Raw genomic sequence first — 21,075 nt, 5'->3', positions numbered from 1 at the left:
ATTAGCTAAATGTATTGGTGACTTCCTGCAGTTCCTGGCCGTCCAGCTCACGCTCAAAGCTGCGTAAACGTTTATAGATGGACATCAGTTCCACCAGCGTGGTCCAGGAGCTGATCAGATACTGGAATGAGCCACGCACCTGACCAAAAACGTTAGTTATCTGGGTCATCAGGCCGAGCGTAATCGTACCCGCAACGATGGACGGGAACAGCAGGAACAAACCGAAAACGTTATCGACCTGCAGATACAAAATGCGCGCAATATTGAAATACATATAGTGGAAGTAGAGACGGAAGTAGTTGCGACGCACGGCACCAAACAGCTCACGTACGGTTGGTGGCGAGGCACGATTAGCATCATCTTCACCGTAGACCAGCTCTTTACGATAAGCCGCTTCCACGCGTTGATTTTTAAACTCCAGCCCCGGCAGCTTAATCCCGACCACCGCCAGCAGCCCCGTCCCCATCAGAGACCAGACAATCGCCGCAATCACCAGCCCATACGGCAGATGACCGACAAGAGGCAGATCCGGCACGTGAGCCGAGAGCGTCACCAGCACCGGCAGGAAGGCAATCAGCGTCATAATGGCGTTGATAAAGCTGACGCCCATGTCTTCAAGGGTGGAGGCAAAACGCATGGTGTCTTCCTGCACACGCTGTGCTGCACCTTCGATATGACGCAGGTGTTGCCAGTGCGCCATATAGTGTTCGTTCATCGCAGTACGCCAGCGGAAAACGTAGTGGCTGACGAAGAAGTTGTTCATCACCCCGATCACCACCGCAATCAACGCGATACCGAGGAAAATGCCCACCTCATGGTAAAACTGGTTAATGGTTACCTTATGCGGCGAACTCAGCGCAGTCTGGATAAGGTCGTAGAACGGGGCATACCAGGCGTTTACTGCCACCCCCACTTCCACCAGGAACCAGGTCACAAAGATAATCAGCGAGGTTCCCAGAATCGACCAGTATTGCCAGCGGTGCGGCGCATAGACAAACCAGAACAGGGCGAACAGGCCAACGCATACCATGTAGTAGGCGTAAAACAGCAAATAGCTAAGCGACCAGAAGCGAGCGGCACTGATCGGGACGTCACCCGTTGCGCCCGTAATGCGGGCCAGCCACGCCCCGCCGCCAGCCTGCCAGAAAATGACAGCGATCAGTGCCCAAATAAATGCCGACAGGAAAAAAGGCCCCGGCTTTGGGAAAAAAGACTTAAACATAATGCATCCTTCTTGTTGTTATGGCTGTTGCTGTGCTCAACACATCACCACACGAAAATCTCGCCTGAGCCAGACGGCGCAGGCAAAAAGGTCAGACCCGAGGGTTAATTATTAGTTCGCTTTCCAGTTTTCGAGAATTGTTTCGGTGCGTTTCACCGCGAGAGGATTGGCCGGCGCAATAAAGTCACGCCAGACGTCGTTGTAATGGTTAATCAGAATGGGCGCGTCGGCTGCCGGACGATTAGCCGTGGTATGGGCATCTTCCGCCACGGTAATGTGATAGCCACGGCTGACCCCGTTCTTGATGGTCGCGTCGACACAGTAATCGGTGGCACAGCCGCAGATGACAAACTCGCGAATACCTTGCTCGCGTAACACCGCTTCAAGTGCGGTGTTATAAAATGCATCGCAGGCAGTCTTGGTGACGTAAAGCGCGTCAGCGGGCTGATGGAGTTCAGGCAGCTGCGCAAACCCTTCGCTCCCCTCTTCCAGACCGCCTTCACCGGTATGCTGAATAAAAATCACCCGTTCGGCGGCCTGCGTGAGCTGATTGATAAGCGAAACACATTTCTCGCGCTGGTAACGCGGCGTTGCAAACACCCCTTGCTGCATATCGACAACCATAACCACACGCTTCACTGACATATCGTTCTCCGCAAGATTGAGTGACACTGGCCTCTATCATACGGCCGATGTCACAAAATGGGAGACTGGTCGCCAGGAAATTATGCTTATTTACCCATGGTTACGTTTTTCTCGCTATCGTTATGCAATTCGGGGCATTGCACCGTGCGCTTTAGTAGTATAAATACCCATTACTTTTCTCATTCAATTCATGGATGCTTTTCGTTGAAACGTTGTCTGCTCTCTTTTGCCGCGCTGTGTGCGGTGAGCTTCTCCACCGCCCAGGCAGCTCAGCCGCTGACGGCCCCCGTTTTGGCTTCAGATATTGCCGATCGCTACGCGAACCTTATCTATTACGGCAGTGGCGCGACCGGGATGGCGATGGTGGTCATCGACGGCAACCAGCGCGTATTTCGCAGCTTTGGCGAAACGCGACCGGGAAATAACGTTCACCCGCAGCTGGATTCCGTGATCCGCATTGCGTCCTTAACCAAGCTGATGACCAGCGAAATGCTGGTGAAATTACTCGATCAGGGCGTGGTCAAGCTCGACGATCCGCTCAGCAAATATGCGCCGCCAGGCGCACGCGTTCCAACCTATCAGGGCACGCCCATCACGCTGGTAAACCTTGCCACCCATACCAGCGCGCTGCCTCGCGAACAACCCGGCGGCGCGGCGCACCGTGACGTTTTTGTCTGGCCAACGCGCGAACAGCGCTGGAACTACCTGAGCACCGCCACGCTGAAATCGGCCCCGGGTTCACAGGCATCTTACTCAAACCTGGCGTTTGACCTGCTGGCAGATGCGCTCTCGACGGCAGCAGGCAAACCTTACCCGCAGCTCTTTGAAGAGCAGATAACGCGCCCGCTCGGCATGAAGGACACCACCTTTACCCCTTCTCCGGATCAGTGCCGACGCCTGATGGTGGCAGAGAAAGGCGCAAGCCCGTGTAATAACACCCTGGCAGCCATCGGCAGTGGCGGGGTCTATTCAACGCCAGGCGACATGATGCGCTGGATGCAGCAGTTCCTCTCATCAGATTTCTATGCGCGCAGTCATCAGGCCGATCGCATGCAGACCCTGATTTACCAGCGTAGCCAGTTGCACCGCGTGATCGGCATGGACGTACCGGGTAAAGCCGACGCGCTGGGCATGGGCTGGGTCTATATGGCACCCAAAAATGGCCGACCGGGCATTATTCAGAAAACCGGTGGCGGCGGTGGATTCATCACCTATATGGCGATGATCCCGCAGTCCAACGTGGGCGCGTTTGTGGTCGTCACCCGCTCTCCAAATACGCGTTTCGTCAATATGAGCGATGGCATCAATAACCTGGTGGCTGAGCTGAGCGCCAATAAAGCCCAGGTGCTCACCGCCTCCATCCAGCCTTAATATTCCGTGGGCAAACGGTTGATACTGACCAGTTTGCCCCGGCTCATATTGATGTAGTTGCCTTGTCGCAAAGCGGCGAGCACTTCGGCAACGACAGAGCGTGAAATACGCGTGCTTTGCTGTATATGATTCATCACACCAATTTTTGAACGCAACGTTTCATCCCACTCGGCCATATTCAGCAGCATTGCGCGGATCTGGTGATAGGAGTTATTTCCCACCAGCTGCCTGTCGCGTTTGCCCAGAATGTAATTTATCCAGGATAACCAGCAAAACGCGTCTTTCCAGAGCGAATGCTGTTGAATGAGTTGACGGGTGGTCGCCGCGGGCAAATAAAAACCGGTGCAGGCCGTTTTGGCAGTGACTCTGTATTCCTGACTGTGATTGATCACTACGGCAGACAGGCCAAAAATAAAAGGGGCTGACGCAATGCCAACCAGCAGATCGTCTGAATGACGATAAACTTCAATAACGCCGGTCTGGAATACGTAGGTACAAGGCTCACTCCCCTTGCCCGAGGTAATTAATTGCTGTGGAGCAGATTTAAACGGGGTACTGGCTGCTATCAAACATGCTTCGAGCCGGCTTAATTCAGAAAGTGGTTTCGCATTAACGTTCATGCAGACCTCAAGACATCCGTATTTGTCGGTTCACTATTATTTTTTATTGTCATCTATAAAAAAGCGGGGGCTTATCCCCCGCTTTTATTTATTACCAGGTATATTTCACACCCAGATTTGCGCCCCAGTTCTGGTCAACGTCACCGCCGCCCAGATAAGTGCCATCAGTGTAAGCACTGAAGTTCTTCGTAAAGCTAAACTGGGTACCCAGACCAACCCGCACTGCGGAGCCTTTCACGCCATTATCAATGCTGTCACCGTTAACATCGGCATCGTTACCAGCGTCGTCATAGACATAAGCGAGTTTGAAGTAAGGCGTAAGTGCCTGGTCACCGCCGTAGTTAAAGGTGTAACCGGCATCCACGCCCGCTTCGTAACGCAGGCTGTCATAGGATTGACTATCCATGCGCATGTCGTTGCTGAGGCGATAGTCATCACCGGACTGGAACAGACCCGACACGGCCGCGTATGGCGTCACATAACCAGAGAGGTTTGGTTTCCAGTCATAGCCCAGTTTCAACCCAAAACCAACGGCGTCGGTGGTGGTGTTACCGTCAACATACTGACCATTGCTCATGGTCGCGGAGAGATCGTTGTTGAATCGGGTGTAGCTCAGGGAACTGTCGATGAACAGATCGTTCGCAAATTTCGCGGACGCGTAAATCATTGCCGTCTGGCTGTCCTGATCCACCTGACCGGTGCGATCGCTGATATCGCCTTTGGCGAAACCTGCCGCACCACCGACGATCCACTTCGCATTATTACCGTCAATCAGGGTATCCAGACCAACCATGATACCGCTCACGTCCTGATCGTAGCTGATAATGCCATTATCGCCGTCGAAGTTGCCGCCAACGTAGCTTACCCATGCCCCGCCGTTATCCGCCAGGCCATGACGGCTGTTGGTCAGACGCGCGCTAACTGCATCCTGCTGCAGATTCCAGATGTTGGTGTTGGCAGACGGGATGCTCAGCGCCATGTTGGCATAATCGGTCAGCGCTTGCTGTTGCAGAACAACAGTGTCGCCTTTCTGCTGCGCCTGATAAGTATATGCCCCTAAATCGGCTTTATTTGCCGCAGTGAAGCTGGCGCGGGTCTCCGTGTTGTTGTCATAAACACGGATAATCTCCTGGCCTTTATAGTCAGCAACAGAGCCGGCGCCGGTGGCGTTGTCGATACGCACGGCGTAATTCCCTGTCACGTCACCATTCACGGCCAGATGGCCGTCAGCGTTGAGTGCCACAACGCCGTAGTCGTAATCGGCTTTGCTCATATCGTTGGTGATATAGCGGGCGTTGTTCAGATCGCTGTTCAACACGTAATCACGGCTGGCCACGTTCAGCACGCCGCCATCCGTTAACACCATATTGTGCGTATCCACCTGGCCGAGGCCGAGAGACAGCTCCGCACCGTTGTCCACGGTAATGGTATTGGCATACAGCTCCGCGGTTTCCTCTGTCAGGGCCGCACGGCTGTCGCTGTCCAGATAGAGGCTGTCGGTTGCCACGGCACCCTTGTCACCGATGTTCAGAGATGAAGCATTGGACAGGGTGATGGAATCAGCCAGCAGGCCCGAGTTTTCAACATTGACCTGCGAATGATTATTCACCGTCAGCGTGTCGATGTTAGAGAGCTTACGGGTATCCCACTCAGAGCCGTTATCCAGCGTGACGTTGAACAGACCGCTCTGATAGACCGCTTCACCCGCGACATGTCCATTATTGTCGAACGTGGAATCCGGCCAGATGCTATCTGGAGAGAGGGTGCGCCAGTCAACGTCACTGTAGCCCAGGCCATACATCTGCGCGGTGCCGATGGCCTCAACGCTTGACTGCGCTGCGCCGACCCATTTGCTGCCATTGGTCAGCGTGACGTCCAGCTTATCGGTGTCATCCCAGCCGTTGGTGGTTGGGTTGTATATACCGTCAGCCGTCGTATCGGTTGCCGGATCGCCGTTCGGGTAGAAGTTGTTATCGAAGGTACTGGAGAACAGGATATCGCCGGTGATCGTGGAGTGATCGAACGTGGCGGTGGTCTGCATCGCGTTGTCAGACGCACTGGCAGCAACAATCAGCGCCGCGTCGTCAGCCGCAGTGGCATTGGTTTCACCGTAATCACTCGGCTTCGCGGTTTGACCATAGAACCCGCTGGTGCCCAGGTCACTGTATGCGCCAGAGGTCAGCACCGAGTCTTTCACCAGCAGCGTGTCGGTAAAGACATTGCTGCTGTTCGCCACACCTTCCACACCGTCATACGGGGTATTATCCCGTTCCTGATACCCCTGAGTCAGGGTAATGCCGGCGATGTGAGAGTTATTCTGAATAACAATATCCGATTCAACATCCAGGGTAATTGCATTGCCCAGCGCATAGGTGTCCAGATAGTGCGTTTCCGTATTTTCCCCGTTCACAACGTCATACGCATAATGCTCGTAAGTATCATTGATCGTGGAGTTATCGACGGTCAGGCTAAAACGGTCGTATTGAGAATGGGTTGTGCCGTCCGTATCCACGCCATCAGCACATGACGCGGTCATGCATTCTGAGGTGATCATGCCATTAATGGTGCTGTTGGAAATGCTCAGCGCATTCGCCCGACCATTGATACCATCATCCAAATAATAGGTTGATATAACACCATTCACGGTGGATTTATTAATCACCGGATAAATATCACCATCGTGCGTCGCATCAGAGTAATCCCAGTCAGCGTAACCATAATACCAGGGTGCTGCTGCCGTATTATCATATCCGAAGGTATTATATGTCGTACCAGAAATATCCTTCGCATTGGCCTGAGAAGCGATAGCCAGGGTGCAGGCTAATGCAAGTTGTGATACAACCAGTTTCTTTTTCCATGTTTGCATTGGGTCATCCCTCCTCAGGGACGTAAGCAAGTTTGTCCATCTAACGATTTTGCAATACTTAATTGCGGAGGGAATTATGCATTTTCAATCTGAAAAGGTTCAATGAATCATTCCATTAAGTCCGCATTCAGACAAACAACATGAAAATAATGCAGTAGCGATACAATGCCATCAATAATCATTATAAAACAAGCAGTTAAAACACCCTCTTATAAAGATAAAAAATATAATAAAAATAAATAGATCATTTTCAATGATATATTTATTTCATCATAGAAATAAAACCAATATTTCGTAAACAATTAACGCCAGTGGAAGGGTGTATATTATTGATCGCATAACGCGTTGGCATCGGGATTTTCCCCTCGACAAAATGCCCACTTTGGTAAAACACCCTCTTTCACTTTGAGGTACACTAACCCTCTTTGTTCCACAAACCTCAGGCATACCATGACCGATTTAATTGCTCGTCCCCGTCGCCTGCGCAAGTCACCCGCACTACGCGCTATGTTTGAAGAGACAACACTGACCTTAAACGATCTGGTGTTGCCGATTTTTGTCGAAGAAGAGATTGACGACTACAAGGCCATCGAAGCCATGCCTGGCGTGATGCGCATTCCTGAAAAACATCTGGCGCGTGAAATTGAACGTATCGCCAATGCAGGGATCCGCTCGGTGATGACCTTCGGCATCTCCCATCATACCGACGCCACCGGCAGCGATGCCTGGAAAGAGGACGGTCTGGTCGCCCGTATGTCGCGCATTTGCAAAGAGACCGTGCCGGAAATGGTCGTGATGTCCGACACCTGTTTCTGCGAATACACCTCTCACGGCCACTGCGGCGTGCTGTGCGATCACGGTGTGGATAACGATGCTACCCTGCTGAATCTTGGTAAGCAGGCGGTGGTTGCTGCCGCTGCGGGTGCTGATTTCATCGCGCCATCGGCTGCGATGGACGGGCAGGTGCAGGCTATCCGCCAGGCGCTGGATGCTGCCGGTTTTACCGACACGGCCATCATGTCCTACTCCACCAAATTTGCCTCCTCTTTCTACGGCCCGTTCCGTGAAGCAGCCGGTACGGCGCTGAAAGGCGATCGTAAAACGTATCAGATGAACCCGCTCAACCGTCGGGAAGCTATCCGTGAATCCCTGCTCGATGAAGCCCAGGGCGCAGACGCCCTGATGGTGAAACCGGCGGGAGCCTATCTCGACATCCTGCGTGATATTCGCGAACGCACCTCGCTGCCGCTGGGCGCGTACCAGGTCAGCGGCGAGTACGCGATGATCAAATTCGCCGCCATGGCGGGCGCGATCGATGAAGAGAAAGTGATCCTGGAAAGCCTGGGTGCGATCAAACGCGCGGGTGCGGATCTGATCTTCAGCTACTTTGCGCTGGATCTGGCTGAGAAGAAAATTCTGCGCTAAGGCGCAACGGTGCCGGGGGGCGGTTTCGCCTGACCCGGCCTGCTCTCCCTGCCTCACGAAACTTCACCAAACTGCAATACAACCGACATCTCCCCCTTCTACTGTCATCGCAAGACGGCAGGAGGAGTGATCATGTTTAGTCTCGATAGCGTTCTCGATGACCTTTGGCCTCAGGCGAGGCCGGCACCCTGGCAAAAAAGTCTGTTAAAAAGGCTGTTTTACGAAGAAGAATTCCAGCAATTTGCCGCAGCACACCGCCACCTGAAAGGACTGGATATGGTGGAGCAAGTTCTGGAGCACCTTGATATTCTCTGCACCGTTTCCGCCCGCGATCTCGAACAAATCCCCGAACATGGCCCTCTGGTTATCATTGCCAACCACCCGACAGGTACTCTGGACGGGCTGGCGCTGATGTACGCCGTCTCACGCGTACGACGCGATGTCAAAGTCGTGACCAACCGGATGCTGACCCACCTGGAGCCGCTAAGCTCGCTGTTTATCCCGGTCGATAATATGGGCGGCAGAACGGCAAAAACGTCGCTGGTACAGATGGAACAACATCTGCAAAACGCGGGCGTGCTGATCTTCTTCCCGGCGGGTGAAGTTTCCCGGCCGACGCGAAAAGGCATTCGCGATAAAAAATGGCACTCGGGATTTATCAAACTCGCCACCAAACTGCGCGCCCCGCTGCTGCCGGTACATATTCAGGCGCACAACAGCCTCCTCTTTTATGCCAGCACGCTGGTGTCGCCGACGTTATCCATGCTGCTGCTGATGCAGCAGATGTTCCGCCGTCGCCATAGCCAGCTGCCGATTACAATCGGTCAGCAGATTGCCTGGAGTGACTGGTATAGCGCCACCCTTTCGTCGCGTGAGATGGCCGAAAAGTGCCGTCAGCACGTGATACGTCTTGGCAAGGGAGTGCCTGGCGTCTTTAAAACCCAGTGCGCCATTGCCCGTCCGGAAGACCGGGCTACGCTAAAACGCGAGCTGGCGCAGGCTGAATGTCTGGGCAAAACCGGCGATGGAAAATCCATCTATCTCTGGCAGCGTAACGGCCAGGAAGAGGCGCCACTGCTACGCGAACTGGGCCGCCTGCGTGAAATTGCTTTTCGCGCGGTGGAAGAAGGGAGCGGTAAACGCCGGGACACTGACAGCTACGATGATGATTATCTGCATCTGATCTTATGGGACGATGAGGATCTGGAGATTGTCGGCGCGTATCGCTTTATGCCCACCGCCAGACAAGTGGAGCGTCGGGGGCCGGAAGGACTGTACAGCTACAGCCTGTTCCACTACGACGACAAAATGCAGGATGTGCTGGAGCACGGCATTGAGCTCGGGCGCAGCTTTATTCAGCCGCGCTACTGGGGACGCCGAGGTCTGGACTATCTGTGGTCAGGCATTGGTGCCTATCTGGCGCGTTATCCCCACTACCGCTATCTGTTTGGTCCGGTCTCGATATCCGGCGGCTTACCGCCTGCCGCGCGGGATCTGCTGGTGGCGTTTTACCGCCTCTGGTTCCCGGCAAGCCATCCGCTCGCGGCGTCACGCCAGCCCTACCCGGCATCGCTTCCGGATGTGCTGGCGCAGTTTGGCGGCGTGGATTATGTCGACGATCTGACGAAGCTGAAATCCCTGCTCGGCAATCTGGGCTGTGGCATTCCGCCGCTCTACAAGCAGTATTCCGAGCTGTGCGAACCGGGTGGCGTACAGTTTATTGATTTCGGAAGCGACCCGGCATTCAACAACTGCGTTGACGGCCTGGTGCTGGTGGATTTGTGTTATCTGAAGGCGAACCGCTATCAGCGCTATATTGAGGCGCATTTGTAACCCTGCTTTCCCCTCTCCCGTCGGGAGAGGGTCAGGTGAAGGCATCAGCCCGCACGGTAAAACGGTTTATCCCCTAAAATCGTCGCCCGCTGCATAATCCGACGCTGCGGCAGATAATCCGCGTTCGCATAGTGTTGCGTCACGCGATTGTCCCAGATCGCCAGATCGTTCTCCTGCCAGCGCCAGCGCACCTGAAATTCCGGCCTGGTGATATGGGCAAACAGGAAGCTTAACAGCGCATCGCTCTCTTTTTCCGTCACGTCTACGATCCGCGTCGTAAAGCCTTCGTTCACAAATAACGCCTGCTTACCGGTCACCGGGTGCGTACGCACCACCGGATGCAGCAGCGGCGGATGTTTCGCGACCGCGTCCTGCCAGCGCAGATGTTCCTCTTCGCTTTTCCGGTACTTGTACTCCTGGAAGGATTTTTTGAAGTCATGTTCGGCCCGCAACCCGCTCAGCAGCGTCTGGAACGGTACGGACAGCGCCTCGAAGGCGGCGATACCGCTGGCCCACAGCGTATCTCCACCGGTGTCCGGCAACAGTTTCGCCGCCAGTATCGCCCCAGCAGGTGGCGTTTCGATAAACGTCACGTCGGTATGCCAGTTGTCGTTGTCCGGCGGATTATCGTTATGGGTATCCAGCACGATGATCTCCTCCACGCCTTCCGCATGGGGATAGACCGGGTGAATATGCAGATCGCCGAAGCGCAGGGCCAGCGCACGCTGCTGCTGCGGGGTGATCGCCTGTTCGCGCAGGAACACCACCTGATGGCGCAGCACCGCGTGGTACAACTGCTCGAACTGGTTATCGCTCAGTGGACGGGTCACGTCCAGGCCGGAGACCTGCGCACCAATGTATGGCCCCAGCGGGGTGATGGTCAGACGTTCACTCATTGTATTTCTCCATGCCAGGGCGTCAGACGTCGCTGTAGCGCGCGCAGCCCCAGTTCTAATCCAAAGGCGATCACGGCGATCACCGCGATCCCTGCCAGCACGACGTCAGTCGCCAGAAACTCTCCCGCCGACTGCACCATAAACCCTAATCCGCGCGTGGCGGCGATCAGCTCAGCCGCCACCAGCGTTGACCAGCCCACCCCGAGGCCAATGCGCAATCCGGTTAAAATCTCCGGCAGTGCGCCCGGTAAAATCACAAACAGCAGCACCTGAAGACGGCTGGCACCCAGCGACTGCGCCGCGCGGATCCGCACCTGCTGCGCACTCTTCACCCCAGCCAGTGCCGACATAGCAACCGGGGCAAAAATCGCCAGATAAATCAGCAAAATTTTCGAGGTTTCCCCGATGCCAAACCAGATAACCATCAGCGGCAGATAGGCCAGCGGTGGGACCGGACGGTATAGCTCAATCAGCGGATCGAGAATGCCGCGCACCGTCGGGCTCAGCCCCATCGCGATACCCACCGGGATGCCAATCACTACCGCCGCCAGCAGCGCCACCAGAATACGCGCCAGACTGGCACCTAAATGCTGCCAGAGCGTGGCATCCATAAAACCCTGCGGCCCGGCGATGGTGATGAGTTTCGCCAGCACCTGTCCCGGTGGCGGAAGGAACAACGGGCTAACCCACTGTTGCGCTGCCACCGCCCACCAGACCGCGAGCAATACCAGCAACGTGCCCGCACTCAGCGTGATCTGGCGAGAGAACGGCCAGCGTAACGCGAGACGAGGACGGCGCGTTTTTTCACTGAAGACAATGCTCATGAGAATGCCTCCCGTTGTTCAAATACGCGGCTTAAAACATATTCGCGCTGTTCAATAAACAGCGGATCGGATTTGATACTGCGGACCGGTTCACCGGCCACATAGCGACGGGCAAAGCTGAGCGGCAACCGCTCCAGCACACGACCCGGCCCCGGCGAAAGCAACACCAGTTCGGTCGCCATAAACACCGCCTCTTCGATATCGTGGGTGATCAGCAGTACCTGCTTGCCCGTTTCGTGCCACAGGCGCAAAAGCAGCGTTTGCATCTGCTCACGGGTGAAGGCGTCCAGCGCACCAAACGGCTCATCCAGCAGCAACAGCTGTGGGTTTGCCGCCAGCGCGCGGGCAATCCCGACCCGTTGACGCTGGCCACCGGAAAGCTGCCAGATAAAACGTTTTTCAGCGCCCTCCAGCCCCACCTTTTTTAGCATCTCACGCGCGGTCGCCAGCCGTTGTTCACGGTGAACCCCCGCAAGCTGCAGGCCGAAGGCGACGTTTTCCTGCACGTTGCGCCACGGAAGCAGCCCTTCACTCTGGAAGACCACACCGCGCTCTGCACCCGGGCCCTCGACCCGTTTCCCTTCCAGCTGGATGGAGCCCTGCTGATACGGTACAAACCCGGCGATCAGATTCAGCAGCGTGGTTTTGCCGCACCCGGACGGACCCAGCACGACCAGCAATTCACCGCTGTCCAGCGTCAGGTTGATCTCCTCCAGCACGGGTTTACCGCCGTAATCAGCAGACAGATTTGTAATATTCAGCATCGCTTCCCCCTTATTTCACAAAGCGATCGGTCACGTACTGGCTGTAATCTGTCGCCACCGCAGGCACTTTGCCCTGCTCTTTCAGAAACGTAGCGGTATCGACAATCGCTTTATTGACCGGCCCATTGAGCTGCTGGACCTGTTGTGCAGGCGTGAGATAGGTATTGCCTTTCACCAGCCCCGGCACGTCCGCTTCCGGAACGCCGCTCAGGCGCGACAGTTTTTCCAGATTGCCCGTCTCTTTCAGCCACGCATCGGGGTTGCTGAGATAAGGCTGTTGGGCGTCAATGGCGCTTTTAGCAAACGCCTTCACCACGTCAGGGTGTTTCTCCGCGAAGTCTTTACGCACGACCCACACGTCGAGCGTCGGCGCCCCCCACTGCCCCACCTGTTCGGAATCGGTCAGCACGGTGCCGTCTTTTTCCAGCTCATTCACGGCAGGTGCCCAGACGTAAGCGCCGTCGATATCCCCACGCTGCCAGGCGGCAATAATTGCGGGTGGCTGCAGGTTGATGATCTGCACCTGGCCCGGCTTGATGCCCCAGTGTTTGAGCGCCGCCAGCAGGCTGTAATGGGTGGTGGAGATAAACGGCACGGCGATGCGCTTGCCAATCAGATCTTCCGGCCGGGTGATGTTTTTCTTCACGACCAGGGCTTCAGAATTCCCGAGCTGTGACGCCAGCAGGAAAACCTCAACAGGCACCTGCTGGCTGGCAGCCACTGCCAGCGGGCTGGAACCGATATTGCCAATCTGCACATCGCCGGACGCTAATGCGCGCACGACGGCCGCCCCGCTGTCGAATTTACGCCAGTCCACCTTCGCGCCGCTTTCTTTGGCGAAGGTGTTATCCGCCTGCGCAACTTTTGCCGGTTCCGCAGAGGTTTGATACGCGACGGTAACGTCTACCGCCTGTGCCTGAAATGCCCACAGCGCCAGCGCGCCGAGAAGTGTAATTCGCGATGAAATTGCCATTGTGACTGCTCCCCTTGTTGTTATGAGGGCAGTATTTCCGGCGCAGGAATTTTGATAAAGGAATAAAAAAGAATCGTTAATTCCGATTCGTTTTTAGAAAAAAAGTGGCAAAGGATAGTGAATTTTGTGAGGTTTATTCTGGCTCCCTCTCCCGACGGGAGAGGGATGAGGTGAATGCATCAGACGACACACGGCATCAGCGCTGCGCCTTTAGCTCCGCAATGTCTTTCGGCGTGGTCCGGCAACATCCTCCAATCAACTTCGCCCCGGCCGCCAGCCACTGGGGTAAATAGCCCGCCAGCGTTTCGCAGGCTTCGCCATGGTGATGCCAGGTTTTGGTCACGGCGTCATAATGCTCCCCCGAATTCGGGTAGACCACCAGCGGCAGTGCGGTGAGGCTGTGAAGATGTTTCAGTGCCGCGGTGGTATTTTCCAGCGCGATACAGTTGATCCCCAGCGCCACAATTTGCGGATAGCGTTCCAGCGCAGAAATCACCTCGCGCAGCGGCGTGCCGTCGCTGAGGTGCTCGCTGTCACGCAGGGTAAACGAGAACCATCCCCGGGCCCGGGGATACTCGGCCAGAAGCGCCGCCAGCGCCTTGATTTCAGCAAAGGATGGCAGCGTTTCGCAGACCAGCAGATCTGCCCCGGCATCCAGCAGCGCTTCCACGCGCGGGCGATGGAAATCGGTAAACGCTTCTGCGCTTCGCACGTAGTCACCGCGATACTCAGAACCATCCGCCAGGTATGCACCATACGGCCCAACCGATCCCGCGACCAGCAGCGTGCCTGCACGAGGGTTTTCCGCGAGATACGCTTCGCGCGCCTTACGCGCCAGCTCCACGCTTTTGCCAATCAGCGCGCGGGATTGCGCCTCATCCAGGCCTCGTGCGGCAAACCCCGCAGGCGTGGCCTGATAGCTGGCGGTGATCGCCACCTGCGCTCCCGCCCGGTAGTAGTCCAGATGAACGTCGCGGATAAGATCCGGGTTTTCAACCAGCACTTTGGCAGACCACAGGCTGTCTGCAAGATTACAACCGCGCGCTTCCAGTTCCGTCGCCATCGCGCCATCCAGCACCACAAATGGCTGTTTTTCAAGGATGGCGGTAAGCGGATTATTCTGCGACATGTTCAGGCTCCTGCGATGTCATGTTTCGGGTCAGGTAGTAGGCACCATAACACAGGGCAACAAACGGAAGCCCGCAATAAAGGGCAATACGCTGACTCGGGTCAAATGCCAGACCAACACAGGCCACCACGCAGAGGATAAAGCCAAGCACCGGCACCAGCGGATACCACGGCGCGCGATACTGCAGAGCGGAAAGCGGCTGACCAGACTGAAGATGGCGACGACGGAAGACAAAATGCGACGCGCAGATGCTGATCCAGACCGCCACCACAGCAAAGCCTGAGATGGCGGACAGTGCGACAAACACCGTGTCCGGTGCCACCACGCTTGAGAACAGCGCCAGTACGCCGCCAAGCATTGAAACAGAAATCGCCGTCATGGGTACGCCGTTTTTATTAACGCGCGCAAAGCAACGCGGCAGCGTTTTTTCATTCGAGAGCGACCAGAGCATGCGGCCAGAAGCGTACAGGCCCGAGTTCGCCGCCGACAGGATGGCCGTCAGGATCACGAAGTTAAAAATATCAGCCGCGTACGGAATACCGACCTTTTCGAACACCAGTACAAACGGACTTTTTTCCACGCCCGCCTGATGCATCGGGATCAGCGCGGCCAGCACAAACACGGTACCAATAAAGAAGATGATCAGCCGGGCAATGGTGGTACGAATGGCAACCGGAATCACCTTGTGCGGGTTTTCCGTCTCACCCGCCGCGATACCGATAAGCTCTGTCCCGGAGAAGGCGAAGTTCACCGCGACCATGGTCATCAGGATGGGCAGGCCGCCGTGCGGGAACCAGCCTTCGGCGGTAAGGTTGGTTAAGCCCGGCGCGGGAGAACCGTCCTGCATCGGGATAAAGCCAAACACCGCAGCACCGCCAAGAATAATAAAGGCAATAATGGTGATGACTTTCACCAGCGAGAACCAGAACTCGCCTTCGGCAAAGAAGCGCGTGGAGATGACGTTAAGGCCGAAGATCACCACGCAGAACACCACGCACCACGTCCAGACGGGCACCTGCGGGAACCAGTACTGCATACAGAACCCGGCGGCGGTAAAGCTCGACCCGAGCGCCACCGTCCAGGTAAGCCAGTAAAGCCACGCCACGGTATAGCCTGTTGCCGGGCCAAGATAGCGGGCGGCATAGACGTGAAACGCGCCGGTTTCCGGCATCGCAACGGAAAGTTCGCCCAGACACTGCATCACCAGCCAGACCACCAGCGCGCCAATCAGGTATGCCAGCAGCGTTCCCGCGGCCCCGGTCGTTGAAATGATATAACCAGTATTGAAGAATAGCCCTGTCCCAATGACCCCACCCAGCGAGAGCATAATCAGGTGGCGTGTTTTCATGGTGCGCTTAAGCTGCCCATTTTCTTGTTGTGTTTGCATATTACCTTCTATACGTATGGACATCTAAACATCCAAAGAAGGTGTGTTATACCGCGATTGTTAAGAAAAAGCTAGACGACCAGACGTAATCGGGCGCGCCGCGCGCTGAGTCTGGGGTGGGTTGTGAGGATCACATACAGGAACGGACGCCAGGCCATAAGCACCTCCGCAAGCAGATACTTACAGCATGGCGCGGACCCTGGCGTTCTTCGGTCAGTCGAAAGTGGTATCCGTAACGAGCGGGTTCATACGCGGGGTTTTACAGCAGCGCAATTCTTGGTAAATCCCTCAATCAGTTCTATAGTCGACACAGTTTCATCGTTACAGGATCAACTGATGCGCTTTAACGGACTGACCAAAGGTTTCTTTATCTTCATACTCGCCCTTGTCACCTGGGCTTTCTTCGACGTGCTCTCCCCCTACTTCTCTGCGATTTTATGGGCCGCCATTCTTACCGTTATCTTTAACCCGGTAAAAAACAAGCTGCGCGCGGCGATGGGCGATCGCAACGGACTGGCTTCGCTGTTAACCATCGGCATTATCTGCCTCATCGTCTTTATCCCGTTGATGGTGATCTTTTCATCGCTCGCCATTGAACTGAACGTGGTGTACACCAAGCTGCAAGCGAACAATACCCAATTCCCGGAAGTGGTGGCGAGCATCTTTAACCACCTGCCAGGCTGGGCCAGCGGCTTCCTTGCGGACCACAACCTGACGAACGCGGCGCAAATCCAGAAAAAACTCTCCGATGTAGCACTGCAGGGCGGACAGTATCTGGCCGGCAGCGCGTTTCTGATTGGTAAAGGGACGTTTGGCTTTGCGATCAGCTTTGGCATCATGCTTTATCTGCTGTTCTTCCTGCTAAAAGATGGCCCGTATCTGGTACGCCAGATCCTTGATTCGCTTCCTCTGTCTGATTTTGCCAAACAGCATCTGTTCGCCAAATTCGTCGGCGTCTCGCGGGCAACGGTAAAAGGTACGGCGGTAGTGGCGGTGGTTCAGGGCACGCTCGGCGGGATTGCATTTGCCATCGCTGGTATTGACGGTAGCGTACTCTGGGGCGCGCTGATGGCGTTCCTTTCGCTGGTTCCGGCCGTCGGCTCGGCCATTGTCTGGGTGCCGGCCGCCATCTTCCTGTTCGCCACGCATCAGCTCTGGCAGGGTCTCTTTATCGTTGGCTTCTTCGTCATCATTGTCGGGCTGGTGGACAATATCCTGCGTCCATTGCTGGTGGGGAAAGACACCAAAATGCCGGACTACCTGATCCTCATCTCAACCCTTGGCGGGATGGAGCTGTACGGCATTAATGGCTTTGTGATTGGGCCGCTGATCGCCGCGCTGTTCATCGCCTGCTGGAACCTGTTCTCCGGTCGCGATCACGCGGGTAACGCCGAAGAGCTGGATGCGGATTTCATCGAGGAAGGAAAAAACCCTCCAGATTTGTGATGATATGACGATAAAGACCACACCAGGCGGCACTGTGCCGCCTTTTTTTTCGCCTTAAATCAAACGTTTTCTATAATTTGAAAGAACGCCATCCTTCTCATGTCGTAAAAGGATCCACAGGTGCGAATCGCAACGATAACTAACTGGGCCTATGGTGCCACGGTCTGCCTGACCCTTGTCTCAGGCATCATCATGCTGATGGCATCCAATGCCGACACCGTGGAACGTCACGCCGTTGAACAGCGGCAGCGCTTTGATGAGCTGACGGAGGATATTGAAACCGACGCCTGGGCGCAGTCCGATTTAGCCCGCCTGTACGTGATAAAAAAAGATCCGCAAACCCTCAGACAATACAGCCAGTCAGAGAACAACCTGAAAAATGTCGAGCTGAGGCTGGATAAACTGCGCGATAACGGCGCGTCTGATGAGGAGCTGGCCCTGCTGCGGGAAGGTCTCAAGATTATCGATGCGCTACAGGATGAACAGCAGACGGCCCTCACCAATACAGAACGGGGAGAAGATGCCCAGGCCATTGCCCTGCTTTATGGTGCGCCCTATGAGCAGGCACTGGAACGCGCACAAAACCAGATTGATCACTTTCGCCAGATCCTCGACAAGCGGGTGATTGCGTCCGTGCAGGATGCCACCAAAAAATCGAAAGCGCTGCGTACGGCCTCTGAACTGATGGTTGGCCTGACCGCCCTGCTGTTTCTGTTTGTCCTGGGCTTTATCCTGAAACGCCGCGTGCTGCGCCCCGTGGTGCGCCTGAGCGACGTGGTACACCGTCTGGCGTCGCAGGATTACGCCGTCGAAACGCCGAATTTTAATCAGATTGATGAGATTGGCGATATGGCGCAGGCGATCCGTATTTTTCGTGAAAACGGCCTTGCCCGGCAACGGCTGGAAAAAGAGCGCGACGCCGACTGGGCTGTCCGCGAACTGCTGGCCCGCATGACGCAGCGGCTGCAAGGGTGTGAGAACTTTACCGATGTTATCAACGTGGCGGAGATGTTTGCCCCCAATATCGCCCCGGGGGTCCCTGGCCGGCTCTATGTCCTTGACCGCGATCCCTGGCAGATGCGCTGCGTTGCCCAGTGGCTCTCCCCCACGGGAGAGGAGATGATGTTTCATCCTGACGAATGCTGGGCAGTAAGGCGTGGTCAGAGCCATCCCCCGTTCAGCGGTAAGCCGGATATCGCTTGCTATCATCTGCCAGAATCACTGGCGTATCGTTCGCTGTGCGTGCCGCTTATTGCCCAGGGCGAGGCCATTGGTCTACTCTCATTGCAGAATATCACCGCGGAAAATGCCCCTGCCCGTGCTTATCTCGAACTGATGGCCGAAGCGCTCGGTCTGGCGCTGGCAAACCAGCGGCTACGTGATGCGTTGCTTGAAAAAGCATTGTTCGACCCGCTGACCGGCTTGCGTAATCGCCATCATCTGGAAGATACGCTTCATACCCAAATGACACAGGCCATTCGTAACGGCGAACCCCTGAGTTGCATGATGATCGATATCGATCACTTCAAGAGCATTAATGACCGGTTTGGCCATGAAGCGGGTGATCAGGTTATTAAAAGCGTATCCAGCATTGTGAAACGGGCGGTCCGTGAGAATGGCCTGGCGTTTCGCTTTGGCGGAGAGGAGTTTTTGATACTCCTGCCAGGGGTAAATGAAGAGGTTGCCTTTACCTTCGCAAACGAGATTTTTGACGCCGTTCACGCGTTAACGGTGCGCAGTGGACTGACCGAAATCGGTCCAGTTGATGTCTCTATCGGAATCGCCAGCTACCCTCAGCATGCCGAAAGCGACAACCTGTTACGCGCGGCAGATGTTGCCTTATACCGTGCGAAGGAATTAGGGCGTTCTCGTATCGTCAGTTTTAGTACGCTCGAAGTTGAATAGTTAAAAAAAGAGACTGTTATCCCTTCTGGCAGTGTCTTTTCCCCTTCTTTGTCTTCCCTGAAACAGCGTGCTTCATTGCCGTACTTGTTTTGGTAATGTTAATTTCGTTTCATTATTGTAACTCACTGTGCAGAGTAATGTTTTTATGCCTGTCCAGGATCCTTGCAAAGATCGTCATATGACGATTTTGAGCACGTCTTTAAACAGGAAATCGTTTCTCTACCTCCCCTCCAGCCCCTCAACCAAAAGAACATAAATCTATATAAAAATTAAAAAGCAGTCATTTAAATTTAAAAAATCAATTTAATCGATATTTGCGTTTACCAAAATGCGCATTAAATGGTTTTATATCCCGACCAAAAGAGTGGGTAAAACAGTGTTCCGAAACGCTGTTTCCCCACCCTGGAAGTACCAGGTACATCGAAAATGAAAAAACGGGATATAAAACATGTTCAATAAGACATTAATCGCAGCGGCTATCATGTTTTCTGGTGCAGCAATGGCGGCAGAAAGCACGGGTGTTGCAGGTGGCACAATTACCTTTAACGGTTCAGTATCAGATACAACCTGTGATGTGACGACCAACAATGGTTCTGATTTCACCGTCAATCTGTCTCCGATTACCCTTACCGATATGGGGAAAACCGCGGGCATCGTGACGGCTAACGAAAAAGACTTCACCATGAGCCTGAAAAACTGCACCGCGGCAGACGAAGGCACCAAAACCCTCAAAATCACCTTCACCAGCAGCAACCTGTCTGACGACGGTAAATACCTGAAAAACTACAGCGAAGGCGGCGCAGAAGGTGTGGGTATCACCCTGACATCCGATGGCAAGACTGCCGTACCGTTTGATACCGCCTTCAATACCGGCCTCACGTCGGATGATGTTTCCAGCACCGACGGTATTACGCTGACCATGCATGCGAACTACTACAACTTTGGCGGTGCTTCTGTCACCACCGGTAAAGTCGTTACCGACGCAACTTACTCTTTTAGCTACGATTAATACCTCCACCGGGGAGCAATCCCCGGTTTTAAACATCATGAAAAAATTAATATTCTTTCTCATCGGGGCTGTCGCCTCGCAGATGGCTTTTGCCAGTGTCGTGATTAATCAGACTCGCGTCATTTATCCGGCAGCGGCGAAATTCGTTTCCGTACAGCTGGTTAATGACAGTGATAAAACGCATCTGGTGCAATCCTGGCTGGATGAGGGCGATGCTTCCGCTGCGCCTGAAAAGGTCAAAGTGCCCTTCTCCCTTATGCCGCCTGTCGTAAAAATGGAGGCGCACAGTGGGCAAACCCTGAAGGTCGCCGCAATGAACACCCAGTCACTGCCAACGGATCGGGAAAGCGTATTCTGGCTGAACGTTCTGGACGTGCCTCCGGTACCGGAAGGTGGAGCTGATAATTATCTCCAGGTCGCTATTCGCAACCGCATCAAAGTTTTTTATCGTCCAATGTCTCTGGAAGAACTGGACAGCTCGGTTATTGAAAAAGTCACCCTTTCCACCTCTGGCGATCGTGTGTGCCTTAAAAACAACTCCCCTTATTACCTGACCATTCCGCAAATCGTGACCTGGCAAGGTGGGCAGTTAAAACAGGCCAGAAAAGATAATTTACTGAACGATACCGCCTTTATTCCTCCGTTTGGTTGTGCGCTGGTTCCCGACAAAATCCATGCGGGTAATCAGTACCGAATCACCTGGCTTGATGATTTCGGCGCCAAGAGATTCAGCATCCTCCACTGATCGCAGACAGTACTC

17 protein-coding genes are annotated in these 21,075 nt (G+C 54.8%); 7 read left to right on the top strand and 10 right to left on the bottom strand.

Features of this window, described 5'->3' with window-relative positions; genetic code table 11:
- Position 1: 1 nt before the first annotated feature.
- Together sbmA and QRN24_RS00375 are read right to left on the bottom strand one after the other, a co-directional pair.
- On the bottom strand, positions 2–1,222 hold the full coding sequence (gene sbmA / locus QRN24_RS00380; protein WP_014168811.1) for a peptide antibiotic transporter SbmA: 1,221 nt from the start codon (positions 1,220–1,222) through the stop codon (positions 2–4).
- Between the two features lie 111 nt (positions 1,223–1,333).
- Positions 1,334–1,867 (bottom strand): isochorismatase family protein, encoded by a 534-nt coding sequence (locus tag QRN24_RS00375; protein ID WP_284942205.1) that lies wholly within the window; start codon positions 1,865–1,867, stop codon positions 1,334–1,336.
- Positions 1,868–2,071: 204 nt separating this feature from the next.
- Between QRN24_RS00375 and ampH the strand changes: the two genes are divergently transcribed.
- Positions 2,072–3,238, top strand: coding sequence for a D-alanyl-D-alanine-carboxypeptidase/endopeptidase AmpH (ampH, locus tag QRN24_RS00370; protein WP_020885249.1), 1,167 nt, complete (start codon positions 2,072–2,074; stop codon positions 3,236–3,238).
- Here the strand turns inward: ampH and QRN24_RS00365 are convergent.
- Positions 3,235–3,858: a helix-turn-helix domain-containing protein gene (locus tag QRN24_RS00365; RefSeq protein WP_014168808.1), complete on the bottom strand. Its 624-nt coding sequence runs from the start codon at positions 3,856–3,858 to the stop codon at positions 3,235–3,237. The genes ampH and QRN24_RS00365 overlap by 4 nt on opposite strands.
- A gap of 91 nt (positions 3,859–3,949) precedes the next feature.
- Complete coding sequence (locus tag QRN24_RS00360) at positions 3,950–6,724, bottom strand: autotransporter YaiT-related protein (protein WP_284942204.1); 2,775 nt, start codon at positions 6,722–6,724, stop codon at positions 3,950–3,952.
- Between the two features lie 450 nt (positions 6,725–7,174).
- Here QRN24_RS00360 and hemB point away from each other — a divergent pair, with 450 nt between their 5' ends.
- Positions 7,175–8,149 carry a porphobilinogen synthase gene (hemB, locus tag QRN24_RS00355; protein ID WP_020885251.1) on the top strand — a complete coding sequence of 325 codons (975 nt, stop codon included), beginning with the start codon at positions 7,175–7,177 and terminating at the stop codon, positions 8,147–8,149.
- A gap of 132 nt (positions 8,150–8,281) precedes the next feature.
- Entirely contained in the window at positions 8,282–9,982 is a 1,701-nt protein-coding gene (gene olsF, locus QRN24_RS00350) for a bifunctional ornithine lipid synthase OlsF (RefSeq protein ID WP_020885252.1), read from the top strand.
- Positions 9,983–10,026: 44 nt separating this feature from the next.
- Here the strand turns inward: olsF and tauD are convergent, their stop codons facing one another.
- The 6 genes from tauD to mmuP all read right to left on the bottom strand — a co-directional run bounded on the left by tauD (position 10,027) and on the right by mmuP (position 15,955).
- Positions 10,027–10,878, bottom strand: a complete 852-nt coding sequence (gene tauD / locus QRN24_RS00345; RefSeq protein WP_040016774.1) for a taurine dioxygenase — start codon at positions 10,876–10,878, stop codon at positions 10,027–10,029.
- Positions 10,875–11,702: a taurine ABC transporter permease TauC gene (gene tauC, locus QRN24_RS00340; RefSeq protein ID WP_014168802.1), complete on the bottom strand. Its 828-nt coding sequence runs from the start codon at positions 11,700–11,702 to the stop codon at positions 10,875–10,877. The genes tauD and tauC overlap by 4 nt, the downstream gene beginning before the upstream one ends.
- On the bottom strand, positions 11,699–12,466 hold the full coding sequence (tauB, locus tag QRN24_RS00335; RefSeq protein WP_160890650.1) for a taurine ABC transporter ATP-binding subunit: 768 nt from the start codon (positions 12,464–12,466) through the stop codon (positions 11,699–11,701). The genes tauC and tauB overlap by 4 nt, the downstream gene beginning before the upstream one ends.
- A gap of 10 nt (positions 12,467–12,476) precedes the next feature.
- Positions 12,477–13,439 carry a taurine ABC transporter substrate-binding protein gene (gene tauA / locus QRN24_RS00330; protein ID WP_014168800.1) on the bottom strand — a complete coding sequence of 321 codons (963 nt, stop codon included), beginning with the start codon at positions 13,437–13,439 and terminating at the stop codon, positions 12,477–12,479.
- A gap of 196 nt (positions 13,440–13,635) precedes the next feature.
- Entirely contained in the window at positions 13,636–14,568 is a 933-nt protein-coding gene (gene mmuM, locus QRN24_RS00325; RefSeq protein WP_284942203.1) for a homocysteine S-methyltransferase, read from the bottom strand.
- Complete coding sequence (mmuP, locus tag QRN24_RS00320) at positions 14,555–15,955, bottom strand: S-methylmethionine permease (protein ID WP_025205021.1); 1,401 nt, start codon at positions 15,953–15,955, stop codon at positions 14,555–14,557. Before mmuP ends, mmuM begins: the two co-directional genes overlap by 14 nt.
- Positions 15,956–16,291: 336 nt before the next feature.
- Between mmuP and QRN24_RS00315 the strand changes: the two genes are divergently transcribed.
- From QRN24_RS00315 to QRN24_RS00300, 4 genes are all read left to right on the top strand, one after another.
- The gene (locus tag QRN24_RS00315; RefSeq protein ID WP_020885256.1) at positions 16,292–17,401 is read left to right on the top strand and encodes an AI-2E family transporter; all 1,110 of its coding nucleotides are present in this window, start codon (positions 16,292–16,294) and stop codon (positions 17,399–17,401) included.
- Between the two features lie 120 nt (positions 17,402–17,521).
- Positions 17,522–19,306 carry a diguanylate cyclase gene (locus QRN24_RS00310; protein WP_284942202.1) on the top strand — a complete coding sequence of 595 codons (1,785 nt, stop codon included), beginning with the start codon at positions 17,522–17,524 and terminating at the stop codon, positions 19,304–19,306.
- Positions 19,307–19,754: 448 nt separating this feature from the next.
- Positions 19,755–20,315: a fimbrial protein gene (locus QRN24_RS00305; protein ID WP_014168795.1), complete on the top strand. Its 561-nt coding sequence runs from the start codon at positions 19,755–19,757 to the stop codon at positions 20,313–20,315.
- 37 nt (positions 20,316–20,352) lie between these two features.
- Complete coding sequence (locus QRN24_RS00300; protein ID WP_025205025.1) at positions 20,353–21,060, top strand: fimbrial biogenesis chaperone; 708 nt, start codon at positions 20,353–20,355, stop codon at positions 21,058–21,060.
- Positions 21,061–21,075 lie beyond the last annotated feature (15 nt).

The organism is Enterobacter sp. MEB024, assembly GCF_030209635.1.
In the GTDB taxonomy this organism is placed as follows: Bacteria; Pseudomonadota; Gammaproteobacteria; order Enterobacterales; family Enterobacteriaceae; genus Enterobacter; species Enterobacter ludwigii.
The sequence above is the reverse complement of the archived record's forward strand: the minus strand, read 5'-3'. Positions and strand labels throughout refer to the sequence as shown.